Below are 16,612 nucleotides of genomic sequence, written 5' to 3' on the forward strand. Positions count from 1 at the left end.
ATGGGACGGCCGCTATGTCTTCGCCAATCGCGAACGTTGGAGATTGGTGAAACCGTCAATGACAGCCGATCTCCCCCCTTGCGGGGGAGATGGCCGGCAGGCCAGAGGGGAGCGCGAAGGAATGCGGGGTGTCAGAGTGCCGTTCCGCGCTCAATACGCATATTCCAGGAAAGCCGGTTCGATCGAGCCGCCCCATCGCGTGTGATAGGCGGCAAGCATCTCCTCCGCGCTTGTCGTGCCGCGGGCAATCACCTCGTCGAGCGTCGAGAGGAAATGCGTCTCGTCATAGCCGTCGCGGTTCTTGCGCGCGCGGTTGGTGAGCCCGATGCGCGAAATGGCGAGCACCTCGCGCCCGATCCCGCGCAGATCCGAGTTGCGGAATTGCGCGGCTATTCCTTGCGCAGGTACCGCGTCGCGCATGGCGAGCACCTCCCGATAGGTCCAGTCGGCTGTGAGCGTCTCGGCGGCGGCAAGCGCCTCGTCGTCATAGAGCAGTCCCACCCAGAAGGCCGGCAGCGCGCAGATGCGCCGCCATGGTCCGCCGTCTGCCCCGCGCATTTCAAGGAAGCGCTTAAGCCTTACATCCGGAAACAGGGTGGAGAGATGGTTCGCCCAGTCGCCGATGGTCGGCACGCCTTCGGGGATCGAGTTATGGGCCGCACCCTCCATGAATTGGCGGAAGGTCAGATGCGTCATGTCGTGATAGCGGCCGTCGCGGATGACGAAATACATCGGCACGTCGAGCGCCCAGTTCGCATAGTCGGCAAAGCCGAAATCCGGCGCGAAGCAGAATTCCAGCAGGCCCGAGCGCTGGTTGTCGGTGTCGCGCCAGACCTCGCCGCGCCATGACATCCAGCCGTTCGGCCGGCCCTCGGTGAAAGGCGAGTTGGCGAAGAGCGCAGTGGCAAGCGGCTGCAGCTTCAGCGACACCTGCATCTTGCGTCGCATGTCCGCTTCGGAGGCGAAGTCGAGATTCACCTGGATCGTGCAGGTGCGATACATCATGTCGAGGCCGTGCGTGCCGACCTTGGGCATGTAGCGCGTCATGATCTCGTAGCGCGACTTCGGCATCTGGGGCGTCTCGGCGAGCGTCCATTTCGGACTACCGCCGAGGCCGAGGAAGCGTATGCCGAGCGGCTCGGCGATTTCGCGAAGCTGCGCGAGATGCGCATTTCCCTCACGGCAGGTCTGATGGATCGTCTCCAGAGGCGCGCCGGACAGCTCGAACTGTCCGCCGGGCTCAAGCGAGATCGCACCCTGTCCGGTCGGTTCGACGAGCCCGATGATGTGGCCCTGGTCCATGATCGGCTCCCAGCCGAGCGCATGTCGCATGCCTTCGAGCAGCGTGCGGATGCCGCGCGGACCGCCATAGGGCACGGGCGCATTGCCATCGACATAGAAGGGAAATTTCTCGTGCTCGGTGCCGATCCGCCATTTCTCGCGCGGCCTGCAGCCGGCCGCCAGATAGGCACTAAGCTCGTCGGCCGATTCGATCGGCCGGAAGTCTGTGGTGTCGCGCGCCATAAACTCTGCCCCTCCGGACCCGCGAAGCATGATCCCGAAAAGTTGCAGCTTTTCGGATAAGATCATGCTCCAGAAACAAAAAGCTAGAGCAGGATGAACGCTCCACTCGAATTCATCCTGCTCTAGGGCCGAAATGTCGGCGCTTGATCGCCGAATTCGAGCGCTGCGATCAAGCGAAAAATGTTGACGATGCGATGAGCGGAACGAAGCGAGCCCGAGCCTCGTTCCGGCTGCGAGTCCTGGACAAGGGCGGCGATCGGGCTCGAACAGTCCGAGATAGTTCGCTGCGGGCCAGCTCACCAATCCCCGATCGTTGCCTGGATGACGGCAAGGGCCGCGACCGCCGCCGTGTCGGCGCGCAGGATGCGCGGTCCGAGCGGAATTGCCGTGACGAAGGGCAGGGCGCGCAGCTCTCTGCGTTCCTCGTCCGAGAAGCCGCCCTCCGGTCCGACGATCAGCCCGAGCTTCTTTTCCCGGATCGATTGCAGCGCCGCAAGCGGATTGTCCGTCGACGAATCTTCGTCGCAGAAGATCAGCCGACGGTCCTTCTCCCACGCGCCGAGCAACCGATCGAGCTTCACTGCCTCCCGCACTTCGGGGACCGCCAGTATGCCGCATTGCTCGGCCGCCTCGACCGCGTTGGCTTTGACGCGGTCGCTGCCGATCTTTGTGACCTGGGTGTGCTGTGTGATGACCGGTTGCATCACGCCGGCGCCCATCTCGACCGCCTTCTGGATGAGATAGTCGAGCCGACCGGCCTTGAGCGGTGCGAAGCAGTGGACGAGGTCCGGCTGGGGCGGCTGCGGCCGCGTCTGCTCGATTGCGGTGAGCTCCACCGCCTTCTTCGATTTCACTGCCACTCGGACCAGCCATTCGCCGTCACGCCCGTTGAAGACGAGCAGTTCGGCGCCCTCGCTCATGCGCAGCACATTCGCCAGATAATGACTCTGGGCGGCGTCCGGCCTGACTGGCAGGCCGGAGTCGAGGTCGCCGGCCACATAAAGCCGTTGCAATTTGTAATTCGCTCGCATGGACGTTGGTCTAATGTTAAAGACGAAATGGGCCGATAGAGATCGCGAACATAGCGGGTAGTACATCATCCTTCCGGCCGATGTTCTAATTCCGACTGGTGGCTTTCATCCAGCCAAAAAGACCCGGAGACTTGCGAAATGCTTGTCGAGGATCCGGGCGGCGAGCTCGCGCCACCAAACGAGTTACTCCAGCTCGGCGCGTCGGCCGGGGCCGGATCGGCTTCTCAGCAATACCCGGCCGGCACCCGCATGCCGTCTGCACCGGCTTTAAGAGCGCAAAAGGGCAGCTTTTTGCGCTTTTTTCGCTGAATACGGTGACAAAATCGCCACACACGGCGCCATTTCCCCTGAAGCAGCACAAAAGCTGTAGCGCTTTCGCTGAATTTGCGTCACGGTAAATCTCAGACGCGAGCGACGCACGATTGTTTGGGCGGGCTAAGCTGGGGCTTGGGGCGGTGCTGGAACTAGCGTGCGTCGCCGCGTTTTCTTCTGCTTGATGGAATCTCACAGGAAGCAGCTTGCGCGCCGGCTCCTCTGGGCGGGGGGCTTGGGGGTTTGAGAAGCCGGCGCGACTAGCTTCGAGCGCACGAAGCAAGTGACCCCAACAAATCACATCATTTAAACGGCCGCAACCAACCGGTGAGCGAATTGACGGTCGGCTTGGCGTCGGCATGCGTGCACGCGACGATCGCCGCGTCGAGCTGGATTCAAAGCCCGTTCGTCGGGTGCCAGACGACCCGGTAACCGGCCCTCAGCACGGCGAGCGTCGTCGGCGGTGTCAGCAGGGTGACCTTCGCATAGCCAAGGGTCTGTCTGGAGACGGCAGCGCCATAGCCTTCGAATGTCCAGGGTAGCAGGCTGCCGCCCTTGACGGCGAAGGCATCGCGGTTTGCTGCAATCATCGCGCCGTCGGGGAGGGCGGCGATGGCTTCCTGTTCCAGTAGCATGCCGGTTGCAGCCGGCTTCGGCGCCGAGGCCAGCCGTTCCCTATGCAGCTGTGCGTCGATATCCATCACTTTCGGCTCCGCAATTGCGAAAGCATCGGCGTAGCTGCCGGCGAACTCCTTTGCCTTTTCCCGCCGGCAGTAAAAGCAGGGGCGGTGGCCGGCGGCAAGCGCCGTCACCTCGTCGAGGAAGAACAGCTCCGTCCAGCCCGCATTGCCGGTGCGCGCATTGCGTCCCATCGGCTCGCGTCTTACTCCCTTGAACTCGCATCGACAGATCAGCCATGCCTTGGTCGTCCACCGCCGTGTGGTCAGCGTCTTCGTTCCCGGGTCGTGAATGACGCCGCGGTTTCCGGTGAACATGCCGCGCGCCGCCACGGCATGGATTTCGCCAAACGGGTCGACCCGGTTCTGCAACGGCACGGTTTGCTCCTCTTCACTTGTGTCGTGATTTCGAAGTTCGCCTCATTTAGTGTCCCTGTGATTCTGAAATTCGCTCCGAGCCCTGTGTCCAACTCGTGCGAATTTCAGAATCACAGGGACACTAGCGTCCTGCACATGATAAGCGACGAGCGTCGCAAAAACTGTCAGCAAGAGGGGTTCCGTTGCAAGTTCTGGTCGTCGAGAACTACGACAATACGGGCCTCGGGCAGGTCGGGACCGCCCTCGCCGAAGCCGGGGCGAAAATTGACCTTCGCCGCGCCCATCGCGGCGATCCTTTGCCAAAGGAAGTCAATGGCTACGACGCCACTGTGGTGCTGGGCGGCGGACAGAATGCGCTGGCGGACGGCGAATACCCTTATTTCCCGCAGCTTCTAGACATGCTGCGCGAATTCGAGGCGGGGGACCGCGCCGTGCTTGGCATCTGTCTGGGCAGCCAGATGCTCGCCCGCGCTTTCGGTGGGGAAAACCATATCGGCACAGCGAGCGAGTTCGGCTGGCGCGAGGTGGAGTTGACGGAGGCTGCCCGCATCGATGCCGTTCTCTGCGCGTTGCCCCCGCGCTTCCCGATCTTCCAGTGGCACGACGATACCTTCACATTGCCCGCCCGCGCCGAGCGGCTGGCGAAGAACGCGGCCGCCGAGAACCAGGCCTTCCGCATCGGCCGCGCAACCTATGGCATCCAGTTCCACTTCGAGGCCGATCGGCCGCTGGTGCGCGACTGGAACGCGGCCTATGGGTCGCTGATCGCCGAGCGCCATCCCGACTGGGCCGATCGTTTCGAAGATGAGGCGGCGCGACATGGGCCCGATGCCGAAACAGTCGGTCTCGCCATCGCGCGCGCCTGGGTCAAGGCGATCTGACGCCAGCGTGACATATCTGCAACTTGCGCCGATTTCCACAGTCGGGCCGGGAACCTTCACTGGTCTTCGCCGTATTTGCCTCCTAGAAGGCCCGCCCGGGCGGTGCGGTCTTCTTTCGTAAAATTTCTCGCGCATCGGAAATACTTCATTAATCGTGCCGCCACATGATTTGGGAAGATCAAAACCGGAAATGACCCCTGTGAAGGCTGCTCTTCTTTCCCTCGCCATGCTTGCTGCGATCGCCATCGGCGGCATCGGTATTTATGCCGCGGATGCTTCGAGCGGCCACGCCGTCGTCGACGGCTACGGCGTCGGCGCCATCAGGCACTGAGGCAGCTGCGCTGCCCTGAAGGGCGCAGCCCTCAAGCCGCCCGCTACACCCCGACCTGCATGATCTGCTTCTCCTCGCCTTCGACCAGGAAGGCGGTGAGCACGCCGGATGCGAACGCTCCGGTGTCCACGCTGACGCGGTTCGGACGCACTTCAGGTTCGGCAGAGGGTGTGTGGCCATGCACCACGACCTTGGGATGAAGCCCCTCGTGGTCGAGGAACCTCTCCCGGATCCAGATCAGGTCGCGCGGCCTCTGCTGCTCAAGCGGGACTTCGGGAGCGATCCCGGCATGGCAGAAGAAGAAGTCGCCGAAAGTCTGGCAGAAAGCCAGGTTCCGCATGAATGTCCGATGGGCTTCCGGCACCACCTGGCGAAAAGCCTCATACTGGGCAGGGAAGGCGGACGGGTCGAGGAAATCCAGCTCGACGCCATATGACAATGCGGTCTGCCTGCCGCCGTTCAGGGCAAACAGCCCGTCCGGGTTCGGCTCGGCCAGGAAGTCGAGGAAGCTCACATCGTGGTTGCCGGCGAGCGAGGCGATGCGCGGTTCGGCGATCTGCCTCTCGATCAGGAAATCCAGCACGCCGCGGGAATCCGGGCCGCGGTCGACATAGTCGCCGAGATGAAGGATGCGCCAGTCGCGGGCCGGTCGCTCGGCAAGATGGCTGGCGATCGCACCGTGCATCGCCTTCAAGAGATCCAGCCGGCCGTGGATGTCGCCGACGGCGTAGATGCGCAATCCATCCGGGCCTTTAGCGTCTTTGATGTGGACGCCTGTCATCTGAAGCCCTTCCGCTGTCCAAGCAGGTCGCTGTCCTGGCCTTTCCATGAGAACGGGAAAGGGGCACCTACGTTGCCGCTGGCTTCCTTTCTTCTCGGTTTACGTCAGAGCTGTGGCGGATGAAAGACGACGGCCGAATCGTGAAAAAGAGGAATTTGCCCGCATCACGCTGCTACTCACCCACGACGATCACATGCAGCGCCCGCGGCCCATGCGCACCGAGGATGATCTTCTGCTCGATGTCGGCCGAGCGGGACGGACCGGAGATCAGGTTCACCGTGCGCGGCATCTTGCCCTTGCCATAGCCCGTTCGGATTCTTCCGAGCGCAGCCTCGAGGTCGCCGTCGATGTCGTCGGCATCCACAACGACGAGATGGTGCTCCGGCAGGAAATTGATGCTGGTCGGGTTGCCGTTGCCTGAGGTCATCACCAGCGTCCCTGTCTCTGCCACTGCGGCAGTGGCGTGGGCGAGCCCCACTTCGTCATTGCCGTCGGAGGGCCCATATTTCACCTGGAGGGACCGCTCGCTGTCCCATGGCATGCCGGTAAGCCGATCGTCCTCGCCCATGCGCAAGGCCGCGGGCAGGTTGCGCTGCCTCAGATACGCAGCGACCGCCTTGGGTACGGCATCCTTGCCGTCCACCCGTTCGACGGTCGCCGAAAGCTTTTTCGCCATCGTGCAGAACAGCTCGATGCGCCCGGCCCGGGGCAACTGCCCGCGTGCAGGGATGATGCCCTTCGGTGCCTTGGCGAGGCGCTCGCCGACCGCAGCCGCCCGTTCGGCGTCACCCGCGCTCGCATTCAGCGCGCCTCGCACCTTCTTGAGAATCGCCTCGCGCGCGCTCATCCCTGTACATTACGCTCCTTTGTCAGACCTCTCTCGCGCGCCTGCTGCATGAATGTGCGCTGCTCCGGCGCCGGGAAGTCGCGATATTTGGTCCAGCCGCCGGCGAGCGGCAGCGAAGAGAAACGGCCACTGCGCGGGCTAATCATGCGAAGCAGCGGGATCGCGAGCGAGGTTGCCGCGCGGTAGAGCTCCGGGCGTTTCGCGAAAAAGGCCCAGAACTTCAGCCCGTAGCGCTGTGTCGCAGGGTTCAGCGCGCGCTCGAATTCGCGCTCGCGCCAGTGCCGCATCATCTTCGGCAATGGGATCCGCATCGGGCACACGCTCTCGCAACGCCCGCAGAAGGTGGAAGCATTGGGCAGATGCCCGGCCTTGTCGACGCCGATCAGGGATGGCGTCAGCACCGCGCCCATCGGGCCGGGATAGACCCAGCCATAAGCGTGACCACCGATCGCGTGATAGATCGGGCAGTGGTTCATGCAGGCGCCGCAGCGAATGCAGCGCAGCATGTCCTGGAACTCGGTGCCGAGCATCGACGAACGGCCGTTATCCAGCAGGATGACGTGATATTCATCCGGCCCGTCGGGGTCGCCCGGCCGGCGAGGGCCGGTCGACAGCGTCGTGTAGACGCTCATTTCCTGCCCGGTCGCCGAGCGGGCGAGTACGCGCAGAATCTGCGCAGCGTCCTCCAGCGTCGGCACGATCTTCTCGATCGAAGCGACGACGATGTGGATGCGCGGCAAGATCTGCGTGAGGTCGCCATTGCCCTCGTTGGTGACGATCATCGAGGTGCCGGTCTCGGCCACCAGGAAATTGGCGCCGGTGATGCCGACATCTGCCGCGAAATATTCCTTGCGCAGCACGGCGCGCGCCTCGCCGAGCAGCGCCTCCGGCTCGGTGAGGTCGCGCGAGGCGGGGAAGTCGGTGTGCACGCGGCGAAAGTCGGCTTCGACCTGGTCCTTGTTGAGGTGAACCGCCGGCGCGATGATGTGGCTCGGGTGCTCGTTCCGGAGCTGGATAATGTATTCGCCGAGATCCGTTTCGACCGGGTGGATGCCTTTCACCTTGAGGAACTCGTTGAGCCCGATTTCCTCGGTGATCATCGACTTGCCCTTGGTCACAGACCGGGCATCCGCGCTGCGGCAGATCTCGAGCACGATGTTGCGCGCGTCTTCGGCCGTCTCGGCCCAGTGCACGCGCCCGCCGGATTCGGTCACCTTCGACTCGTAGGCTTCGAGGTAGAGGTCGAGATGCTTGAGCGCGTGATCCTTGATGTCGCGCGCGCTGTCACGCAGGCTTTCGAATTCGGGCAGCGCATCGGCGGCCTTTTGACGCTTTTCGATGAAGCCCGAGCGGACATTGCCGAGCGCCTTTTGCAGCTGCGCGTCGTGCAGTGCCTCACGGGCGTTCTGCTTGAAGGCGGGAGAGGTGATCTGCATCAGCCCCTCCCTGCGATCGGCGGCGTGTCGGTCATCCCGGCGAGGACTTCGGCGACGTGGCGCACCTCGACCTTGGAGCCTTGGCGCCTCAGCTTGCCTGCCATGTTCATCAGACAGCCGAGATCGCCGGCAAGCAACGTCCTGGCGCCAGACGCCTCGATATTCTCGGTCTTCTTCTCCACGATTGCGTTGGAGATATCCGGGTATTTCACGCAGAACGTACCCCCAAAGCCGCAGCAGACATCCGGATCGCGCATTTCGACGAGTTGCACGCCTTCGATCGAGTTGATCAACCGGCGCGGCTGCGCCTTTATGTCGAGCTCGCGCAGGCCCGAGCAGGAATCGTGGTAGGTGACCGTGTCCTCGAGCTTCGCCGAGACGCGAGTCGCGCCGCGCACGTCGACCAGAAAGCTGACAAGCTCGTGCACTTTCTCCGAAAAGGCCGCCGCACGCGGCTCCCATGTGGGATCGCCCTTGAACAGTCCGGGATAGTGCTTCTTCAACATGCTTGCGCAGGAGCCAGACGGCGCGACGACATAGTCGTATCCTTCGAAGGCCTCGATCGTGTTCTCGGCGATGGCGCGCGTGTCCGCGCGATCGCCCGAATTATAGGCCGGCTGCCCACAGCAGGTCTGCGCCATCGGCACTTCCACCGTGCAGCCGGTCTCCTCGATCAGCTTGACCGCCGCGAAGCCGACCGTCGGCCGGAACAGGTCGACCAGGCAGGTGACGAAAAGTCCGACACGGGGGGCAGAGGAGCCATCGTTCATGCGTGCCTTCCGTTCCGAATCGTGGTGGAGGTTTGTGCTCTACGTTGCCCCCCTCTGTCCTGCCGGACATCTCCCCCGCAAGGGGGGAGATTGGACGGCCGCATTGGTTTCGCTAGTCGCCAGCCTTTGAGACTGGCGAAATCCTTCATGACAGCCAATCTCCCCCCTTGCGGGGGAGATGTCCGGCAGGACAGAGGGGGGCGCGACAGAACGCCAGCCTCTATCGAGCAATCGCTACTCGGCCGCATCGCCCGTAACCCTTCTTCCACCCACCGACCTCTGGCTGAGCCTCAACCGCGACACCCGCCGCCAGTCGTCGAAACGATCTGCTTCGACCATCGCGCGCTCGACATAGTCGATATGCCTTGCCGCGGCGCTGCGTGCTGCTTCCGGGTCCCCGTTCACCACGGCGTCGTGGATCGCCCTGTGCTGGGCGAGCAGTTCGTCGCGGGCGCCGGGCAAGGTGAAGATCATCAGCCGATTGTGGAAGACACCGTCCGAGAGCAGCCGATAGCAGGAACGCAGGGTGTGCAGAAGCACGATATTGTGCGCGCATTCTCCAATCGCGGTATGGAACTCGACGTCGATCGCCGCATCCTCGACCAGATCGCCTTTGACGTGGGCGGCTTCCATCCGTGCCATGATGCGGTGAAGCAGCGCCCGGTCGTCCGCGGTCGCGCGCCTCGCCGCGAACTCGGCGGCGATGCTCTCCATCGCGCGGCGATATTCCAGATAGTCGGCCGTGGCCTTGCGGTGGCTGGCGATGAGGTCCATCACCGGCCTGGCGAAGATCTCGCCGGTGACATCGGCGACATAGGTGCCACCGCCATGGCGGGTGACCAGCAGGCCGCGCTGCTCGAGCGCCTTCAGCGCATCGCGCAGGATCGGCCGCGACACCTCGAACTGGCGCGCAAGCTCGCGCTCGCCGGGCAGCCGGTCGCCGGAGCTCAGCACACCTTCCAGGATCAGGCTCTCGACCTGTTGCACCACTTCGTCGGCAGTGCGCACATGCTCTATCCGCGAAAAGATCTCGCCCATTCGGTCTCCGCGCGTTCCCGCTGTCTCTAAACTAGGACCAACGCGCCAAAGTGGTCAAACAAATTATCCAGTTGCTTCCGGATGGAAGAAGTTCGATGCCGATACCGTCCGACTCCCAAACGACAGCCGCGACACCGTTGCGCACGTTACTTCACGGAAGGGGGATGATAGAACGCGGAACTCGGCAGGTATGGAGAGACATTTGTCGATCGAACCGCCCAAGACGAGATTCAGCGTCGTTCCTGCCGGAACTGTGCTGGGCTTTCCTTCTCATGAAGGTCGGCCTGGCGCCATCGGCGAGGTGCATGCCCGGCCGCATCCGCTTGTCGAGAAGCCGCGCGTCCTCATCCAGCTCTCCTTCATGACCGCCGACAGCTCGGTCGATCATGCCGTGCTTGCAGAACTGGCGCGGCGGCTGGGCGCTGCCGCGCCGGACCGGCAGGCCCGCCACTACGCGATGAAATGGGGCAAGGGCACGCTCCACTGGGAGCGGCACACCGAGTTCTCGACCTATCTTTGGGAGGGCCCGCTTGCCGAGAAGCCCGGCCGGTTGCCGGACGATTCCCCCTTCGGCAACGGCTTCAGTCCGCCGGGAACGGTGATTTCAGGCATCAGGGTGGAGATCCGCGCCTGGACGCCGGCCAACGAGAAGCTGATCGACTCCTTCGACGCGGCGAGCCTCTGCTATTCCGTGGTCGAAAGCGGCCAGGCCGCCGTCGTGACCGACTTCCGACAGAATGGCGACGGGATGACACGCATCCTGGTGCTCGACAAGGGCATGTCGCCCTCGCGTACCGGCGCGCTGTCGCAGCGCCTGATCGAGATCGAGACCTACCGGACGCTCGCCATGCTCGGCCTGCCACTCGCACAGTCGCTCTCCATCCGGGTAGCCCGCATGGAGGAAAGGCTCGCGCAGATTACCGGCGAGATGCGCGCCAGCGAGCGCCGCGACAGCAAGGCATTGCTCGCCGAGCTGACGGAGCTGGCGGCCGAGCTCGAGGCGGAGGCCGCAGCCAGCCTCTATCGCTTCGGCGCAAGCCGCGCCTATGACGGCATCGTCGGCGAGCGGCTGAAGGCGCTGGCTGAGGCCGTGGTTCCTGGCTACGAGACCTGGGCCGACTTCCTCGGCAAGCGGCTGGCGCCGGCAATGCGCACCTGCCGCTCGGTCGAAGAGCGGCAGGAGAACCTGTCGCGCAAGCTGACACGGACCACAAACCTTCTGCGCACCTGGATCGATGTCGAGGTGGAGCATCAGAACCGCGACCTGCTCGCCTCCATGAACAATCGCGCCCGCCTCCAGCTTCGGCTCCAGCAGACTGTCGAGGGCCTCTCGGTCGCCGCCGTCTCCTATTATGTGGTCGGCCTGATCGGATATCTGGCGAAGGGCTCCGGCTTCGTCGAACAATATGTGAAACCGGAGACCGTCACCGCTGCTGCCGTTCCCTTCGTCGTGCTCGCGGTCTGGTGGCTCGTCCGCCGCATCCGCCGCTCGCATGGGGACGATGGTGCAAAATAGCACGCCCGCAGACTGGAGCATGGTCTCGAACCGAAGGTCAGTGCAGCAGAGGCTGCATGATCTTCAAGGGCCGGGGCAGGAGAAATGGCTTTCATTCGATTCATCTTGCTCTGGCGCGCACAAGTTGGCATTGACTGGTAAAGCTTTTTTACCACTAATACCGGCAGGGAGGCCAAAATGACCGGACTGCTGATGCCGGCACCCGATGCCGCCACGCTCTCGCGGCGAGCGGAAATCGTAGCCCATATGCGCACCATCGTGCCCGGCGAGGGCGTCGTCGACGCCGTCACCGCGATGCGCGCCTTCGAGACCGACGGCCTCACTGCCTATCGGCAGCTGCCGCTGGTCGTCGTGCTGCCGGAGACGGTGGCACAGGTCTCGCGTATCCTGAAATATTGCAGTGAGCAGGGCATCCGCGTCGTGCCTCGCGGCTCCGGCACGTCTCTTTCCGGCGGCGCGCTGCCACTCCAGGATGCGGTGCTGCTTGTCATGAGCCGCTTCAACCACATTCTGGAGGTCGACTTCCCGAACCGCTGCGTGGTCGCGCAACCCGGCGTCACCAATCTTGGGATAACCCAGGCCGTCGAGGCGGATGGCTTCTATTATGCGCCCGACCCGTCCTCGCAGATCGCCTGCTCGATCGGCGGCAATGTGGCGGAGAATTCCGGCGGCGTGCATTGCCTGAAATACGGCCTTACAGCCAATAATGTGCTCGGCGTCGAGATGGTGCTGATGGACGGCTCCGTCATGCGTCTTGGCGGCAAGCACCTGGACAGCCCGGGTTACGACCTGCTCGGGTTGATGACCGGCTCGGAGGGCCTGCTCGGCGTCGTCACCGAGGTCACCGTACGCATCCTCAAGAAGCCGGAGACTGCGCGGGCGCTCCTGATCGGCTTCCCGTCGAGCGAGCAGGCCGGCCAGTGCGTCGCGGAAATCATCGGTGCCGGCATCATCCCGGGCGGCATGGAGATGATGGACGGCCCGGCGATCCGTGCCGCCGAGGATTTTGTGCATGCCGGGTATCCGCTCGACTGCGAGGCGCTGCTGATCGTCGAGCTCGACGGTCCGGCGACGGAAGTCGACCATCTGATCGGTCTCGTCGAGGCCATCGCGCTGAAGAACGGCTCGACCACCTGTCGCATCTCTCAGTCTGAGCAGGAGCGGCTCACCTTCTGGGCAGGCCGCAAGGCGGCCTTTCCTGCGGTCGGTCGCATCTCGCCCGACTATTACTGCATGGATGGTACGATCCCGCGCAAGGAGCTGCCGCGCGTGCTCCAGGGCATGCGTCAGCTTTCCGAGAAATACGGCCTTGCAGTCGCCAATGTCTTCCACGCCGGCGACGGCAATTTGCACCCGCTGATCCTCTACGACGCCAACAAGGAAGGCGAGCTGGAGCGCGCCGAAAAATTCGGTGCCGACATCCTGCGGCTCTGCGTCGAGGTCGGCGGCGTGCTTACCGGTGAGCATGGGGTCGGCGTCGAGAAGCGCGACCTGATGGGCGAAATGTTCAACGAGGCCGACCTCGACCAGCAGATGCGCGTCAAATGCGCCTTCGACCCGAACCATCTGCTCAACCCGGGCAAGGTGTTCCCGCAGCTGCGCCGCTGCGCGGAGCTCGGCCGCATGCATGTGCATCGGGGACAGCTGGCGTTTCCGGATCTGCCGAGGTTTTGAGGGGCTTTGAAGTGATAATGTTTGTTACGTCGGCGTTCGTTCGCGCCCCCCTCTGTCCTGCCGGACATCTCCCCCGCAAGGGGGGAGATCGGACGGCCGCTTTGGCTTCGCCAATCGCGAGCCAGGCAAATTGGCGAAATCATCTAAGACAGCCAATCTCCCCCCTTGTGGGGGAGATGTCCGGCAGGACAGAGGGGGGCAACATAGGGCGCTACGCTTCAGTCGAGTCAGTCAGGACAGGGTGGCTAAATTGACCACCTTCACCCCCTCCACATCAGCCGAACTTCTCTCCGCCGTCGAATGGGCGGCCGCCGAGGAACAGCCGTTCGAGATCCTCGGCCGCGGCTCGAAGCGGGCGATCGGCCGGCCGGTGCAGGCCGCGCATACGCTCGACCTGTCGCGATTGACCGGCGTGACGCTCTACGAGCCGGAGGAGCTGGTGCTTTCGGCGAGGGCCGGCACGCCGCTTGCCGAGATCGAGGCGATGCTCGCCGACAAGAACCAGGAGCTTGCCTTCGAGCCGATCGACTTCGGCCCGCTGCTCGGCTCCGAGCACGGCCGAGAGGGCAAGACCGGCACGATCGGCGGCGTGCTTGCCGCCAATCTCTCCGGCCCCCGACGCATCAAGGCCGGCGCCGCGCGCGACCATATTCTGGGCGTGCATGCCGTCTCCGGCCGCGGCGAGGCCTTCAAGTCGGGCGGACGCGTGGTGAAGAACGTCACCGGCTACGACCTCTCCAAGGGGCTCGCCGGCTCCTGGGGCACGCTCGCCGTGGTCAGCGACCTCACCTTCAAGGTGCTGCCGGCCGCCGAGACCGAGACCACCGTCGCGGTGCGCGGCCTCACCGACGAGGACGCGGTGCGCGCCATGGCACTGGCCATGGGTTCGAGCGCCGAAGTCTCCGGCGCAGCGCATCTGCCCTACATGATCGCCGCGCGTCTTGCCGGCGGCGTGCTCGGCAATGAGGCGGCGACGCTGCTGCGCGTCGAGGGGTTCGGTCCCTCGGTCATGGCTCGGGTTGCGCATCTTCGACAGCTGCTCGGTGCGGCGGGGCCGATTGAAGAGATCGACCGCGAAGTCTCGCGCGCTATCTGGCGCGACCTGCGCGACGCGATCCCCTTCGCCGATGGCACGAACACGTCGGTCTGGCGCGTCTCCATGCAGCCCTCCGAAGGCCACAAAATGGTCTATGCGCTACGCATGGAGGCGGCCTGCGAAGCCTTTTACGACTGGCAGGGCGGGCTCGTCTGGCTGAAGATGGATGCCGATGCCGAGGCCGACACCGTGCGCCGGCTCGTCCGCGTTCATGGCGGCGGCCACGCCCTGCTGGTGCGCGCCGCACCGGATGTTCGCGCCGCACTGCCCGTCTTCGAGCCGCAGCCGCCCGCGCTCGCCGCCCTCTCCGCGCGGCTCAAGGAGCAGTTCGATCCCAAAGGCATCCTCAACCCGGGGCGGATGACCTGATGCAAACCACCTTTTCTCCCTCCCAGCTTGCCGATCCGCATGTCGCGGAATCCGAGAAGATCCTGCGCAAATGCGTGCATTGCGGCTTCTGCACGGCAACCTGCCCGACCTATGTGACGCTCGGCAACGAACTCGACAGTCCGCGCGGCCGCATCTATCTCATCAAGGACATGCTGGAGAACGGCCGGCCCGCGGACGAGGAGATCGTCACGCACATCGACCGCTGCCTCTCCTGCCTCGCCTGCATGACGACCTGCCCGTCGGGCGTGAACTATATGCATCTGGTCGATCATGCGCGCGCCCATATCGAGAAGACCTACCGCCGCCCGGCGATAAACCGTCTCACGCGGGCCCTGCTCGCCTGGGTGCTGCCGAACCCGGGCCGCTTCCGGGCTGCTCTTTCGCTGGCGAGCTTCGGCCGCCCATTCGCCGGCTTGTTCGCGAAGGCGGGCCCGCTGAGGCCCTTCGCCGCCATGCTGGCTCTGGCCCCCAAGAGCCTGCCGCCGAAATCGCCGTCCTCGCTCCCGGCCGTCCATGCCGCCGCGGGAACCCGGCGCGGTCGTGTCGCGATCCTCACGGGCTGCGCGCAGTCGGTGCTCGATCCCGCCATCAACGAAGCGACGATCAGGCTTCTGACAAGGCTCGGCGTCGAGGTCGTCGTGCCCAGGGGCGAGACCTGCTGCGGCTCGCTGGTGCATCACATGGGCCGCGAGGAGGCGGCCTTGGAATCGGCACGCAGCAATGTCGACGTCTGGACGCGCGAGATCGAGGCCGGCGGCCTCGACGCGATCGTCATCACCGCGTCCGGCTGCGGCACCACGATCAAGGACTACGGCTTCATGCTGCGCCTTGACCCCGTCTATGCCGAAAAGGCCGCGCGAATCTCAGAGCTGGCCAAGGACGTGACCGAATATCTTGCGACCCTCGAGCTGCCGGAGCCGGCCGAAAGGCCCGGCCTCGCTGTCGCCTATCACTCCGCCTGCTCCATGCAGCATGGCCAGAAGGTGACGCGCCAGCCAAAGGAACTGCTTGCCAAGGCCGGCTTCGAGCTGCGCGAGCCGCGCGAGGGGCATCTCTGCTGCGGGTCGGCCGGCACCTACAACATCCTGCACTCCGAAATCGCGACCAGGCTGCGCGACCGCAAGGCGAAGAACATCGCCGCGACCAAGGCGGATGTGGTGGCGACCGGCAATATTGGCTGCATCACCCAGATCGCAGACCATGCCGGCATGCCGATCGTGCACACGGTTGAGCTGCTCGACTGGGCCTATGGCGGGCCGAAGCCGAAGGGAATGAGGGCAATAAGGCAATAGGGCAATAGGGCAATAAGGCAGCAGGACTAGGCGATGGCTTGAGCCGACGGTATCCGCAGCCGCCAACTCGCTCACCTATTGCCCTATTGCCTTATTGCCCTAATGCCCTGCTCCACCACGCGTCGCGTGGTGGAGCGCTACTTCCCCAGATACGGTCCGAGCGTGATCAGCCCGACGGCGAAGATGGCAAGCAGGACGCCGCTGCTCTGCATGATTGAGAGCCGCTCGCCGAACCAGGCGAGCGCGATCACGTTCACCGCCACGAGCTGGATCACTGCAGACAGGCTGAAGGCCGAGGCCATGCCGAATTCGCGCACCAGCCTCAGCATGATCAGATTGCCGGCCGAATAGAGCGCAAGGGTCAGCACGAGCTTGCCGATCGTCGGCTCGAGAGCCCAGCCCTTGGCGACGCTCGCTGCCAGCAGGAAGATGATGGTCGAGATGCCGAGCTGGACAAGGCCGAACAGGCTCAAGGATTGCCTCCAAAAAGCAACGGCCACTTTCGGCGCGTCGTCGCAGCTTTCGGGCAAACGGCTGACCAGGTCAATGGTCTCAGCGCGCCGACATGCTTCCGGCACTGGCAAGGATGCCGTAACGATTGCCTGCACTGTGCTGCAGGGCTTCGACAATTTTTCCGG

Annotated in this window: 16 protein-coding genes; 7 read left to right on the plus strand and 9 right to left on the minus strand. The window is 64.2% G+C overall.

What is annotated here, in order from left to right; translation table 11 throughout:
• Window positions 1–150: 150 nt before the first annotated feature.
• Both SAZ10_RS25665 and SAZ10_RS25670 read right to left on the minus strand, forming a co-directional pair.
• Window positions 151–1,524 (minus strand): glutamate--cysteine ligase, encoded by a 1,374-nt coding sequence (locus SAZ10_RS25665; protein WP_318612248.1) that lies wholly within the window; start codon window positions 1,522–1,524, stop codon window positions 151–153.
• A 296-nt stretch (window positions 1,525–1,820) separates the two neighbouring features.
• The gene (locus SAZ10_RS25670) at window positions 1,821–2,555 is read right to left on the minus strand and encodes a 16S rRNA (uracil(1498)-N(3))-methyltransferase (protein ID WP_318612249.1); all 735 of its coding nucleotides are present in this window, start codon (window positions 2,553–2,555) and stop codon (window positions 1,821–1,823) included.
• Between the two features lie 138 nt (window positions 2,556–2,693).
• Between SAZ10_RS25670 and SAZ10_RS25675 the strand changes: the two genes are divergently transcribed.
• Entirely contained in the window at window positions 2,694–2,864 is a 171-nt protein-coding gene (locus SAZ10_RS25675; protein WP_318612250.1) for a hypothetical protein, read from the plus strand.
• Between the two features lie 398 nt (window positions 2,865–3,262).
• On the opposite strand, the gene SAZ10_RS25680 is transcribed toward SAZ10_RS25675, so the two are convergent.
• A complete protein-coding gene (locus tag SAZ10_RS25680) occupies window positions 3,263–3,922 on the minus strand; it encodes a hypothetical protein (protein ID WP_318612251.1) in 660 nt (219 codons plus the stop codon).
• A gap of 182 nt (window positions 3,923–4,104) precedes the next feature.
• On the opposite strand from SAZ10_RS25680, the gene SAZ10_RS25685 reads away from it, so the two are divergent.
• Both SAZ10_RS25685 and SAZ10_RS25690 read left to right on the plus strand, forming a co-directional pair.
• Entirely contained in the window at window positions 4,105–4,803 is a 699-nt protein-coding gene (locus SAZ10_RS25685) for a type 1 glutamine amidotransferase (RefSeq protein ID WP_318612252.1), read from the plus strand.
• A 199-nt stretch (window positions 4,804–5,002) separates the two neighbouring features.
• Window positions 5,003–5,134: a hypothetical protein gene (locus SAZ10_RS25690; protein ID WP_318612329.1), complete on the plus strand. Its 132-nt coding sequence runs from the start codon at window positions 5,003–5,005 to the stop codon at window positions 5,132–5,134.
• Between the two features lie 43 nt (window positions 5,135–5,177).
• Here SAZ10_RS25690 and SAZ10_RS25695 read toward each other — a convergent pair whose 3' ends face one another.
• The 5 genes from SAZ10_RS25695 to SAZ10_RS25715 all read right to left on the minus strand — a co-directional run bounded on the left by SAZ10_RS25695 (window position 5,178) and on the right by SAZ10_RS25715 (window position 10,006).
• The gene (locus SAZ10_RS25695; RefSeq protein WP_318612253.1) at window positions 5,178–5,915 is read right to left on the minus strand and encodes a metallophosphoesterase family protein; all 738 of its coding nucleotides are present in this window, start codon (window positions 5,913–5,915) and stop codon (window positions 5,178–5,180) included.
• Between the two features lie 172 nt (window positions 5,916–6,087).
• Window positions 6,088–6,762 (minus strand): lactate utilization protein, encoded by a 675-nt coding sequence (locus tag SAZ10_RS25700; protein ID WP_318612254.1) that lies wholly within the window; start codon window positions 6,760–6,762, stop codon window positions 6,088–6,090.
• Window positions 6,759–8,198 (minus strand): LutB/LldF family L-lactate oxidation iron-sulfur protein, encoded by a 1,440-nt coding sequence (locus tag SAZ10_RS25705; protein WP_318612255.1) that lies wholly within the window; start codon window positions 8,196–8,198, stop codon window positions 6,759–6,761. Before SAZ10_RS25705 ends, SAZ10_RS25700 begins: the two co-directional genes overlap by 4 nt.
• Complete coding sequence (locus SAZ10_RS25710; RefSeq protein WP_318612256.1) at window positions 8,198–8,968, minus strand: (Fe-S)-binding protein; 771 nt, start codon at window positions 8,966–8,968, stop codon at window positions 8,198–8,200. The genes SAZ10_RS25705 and SAZ10_RS25710 overlap by 1 nt, the downstream gene beginning before the upstream one ends.
• A 234-nt stretch (window positions 8,969–9,202) precedes the next feature.
• On the minus strand, window positions 9,203–10,006 hold the full coding sequence (locus tag SAZ10_RS25715; protein WP_318612257.1) for an FCD domain-containing protein: 804 nt from the start codon (window positions 10,004–10,006) through the stop codon (window positions 9,203–9,205).
• 202 nt (window positions 10,007–10,208) lie between these two features.
• On the opposite strand from SAZ10_RS25715, the gene SAZ10_RS25720 reads away from it, so the two are divergent.
• From SAZ10_RS25720 to glcF, 4 genes are all read left to right on the plus strand, one after another.
• Complete coding sequence (locus SAZ10_RS25720) at window positions 10,209–11,522, plus strand: DUF3422 family protein (RefSeq protein WP_318612258.1); 1,314 nt, start codon at window positions 10,209–10,211, stop codon at window positions 11,520–11,522.
• A 177-nt stretch (window positions 11,523–11,699) separates the two neighbouring features.
• Window positions 11,700–13,196 (plus strand): FAD-linked oxidase C-terminal domain-containing protein, encoded by a 1,497-nt coding sequence (locus SAZ10_RS25725; protein WP_318612259.1) that lies wholly within the window; start codon window positions 11,700–11,702, stop codon window positions 13,194–13,196.
• A gap of 250 nt (window positions 13,197–13,446) precedes the next feature.
• The gene (gene glcE, locus SAZ10_RS25730; RefSeq protein WP_318612260.1) at window positions 13,447–14,661 is read left to right on the plus strand and encodes a glycolate oxidase subunit GlcE; all 1,215 of its coding nucleotides are present in this window, start codon (window positions 13,447–13,449) and stop codon (window positions 14,659–14,661) included.
• Window positions 14,661–15,974 carry a glycolate oxidase subunit GlcF gene (gene glcF, locus SAZ10_RS25735; protein WP_318612261.1) on the plus strand — a complete coding sequence of 438 codons (1,314 nt, stop codon included), beginning with the start codon at window positions 14,661–14,663 and terminating at the stop codon, window positions 15,972–15,974. Before glcE ends, glcF begins: the two co-directional genes overlap by 1 nt.
• A gap of 137 nt (window positions 15,975–16,111) precedes the next feature.
• On the opposite strand, the gene SAZ10_RS25740 is transcribed toward glcF, so the two are convergent.
• On the minus strand, window positions 16,112–16,447 hold the full coding sequence (locus tag SAZ10_RS25740) for a hypothetical protein (RefSeq protein ID WP_318612262.1): 336 nt from the start codon (window positions 16,445–16,447) through the stop codon (window positions 16,112–16,114).
• Between the last annotated feature and the right edge of the window lie 165 nt (window positions 16,448–16,612).

Source organism: Mesorhizobium sp. BAC0120 (assembly GCF_033542235.1).
GTDB lineage: Bacteria > Pseudomonadota > Alphaproteobacteria > Rhizobiales > Rhizobiaceae > JAWRCU01.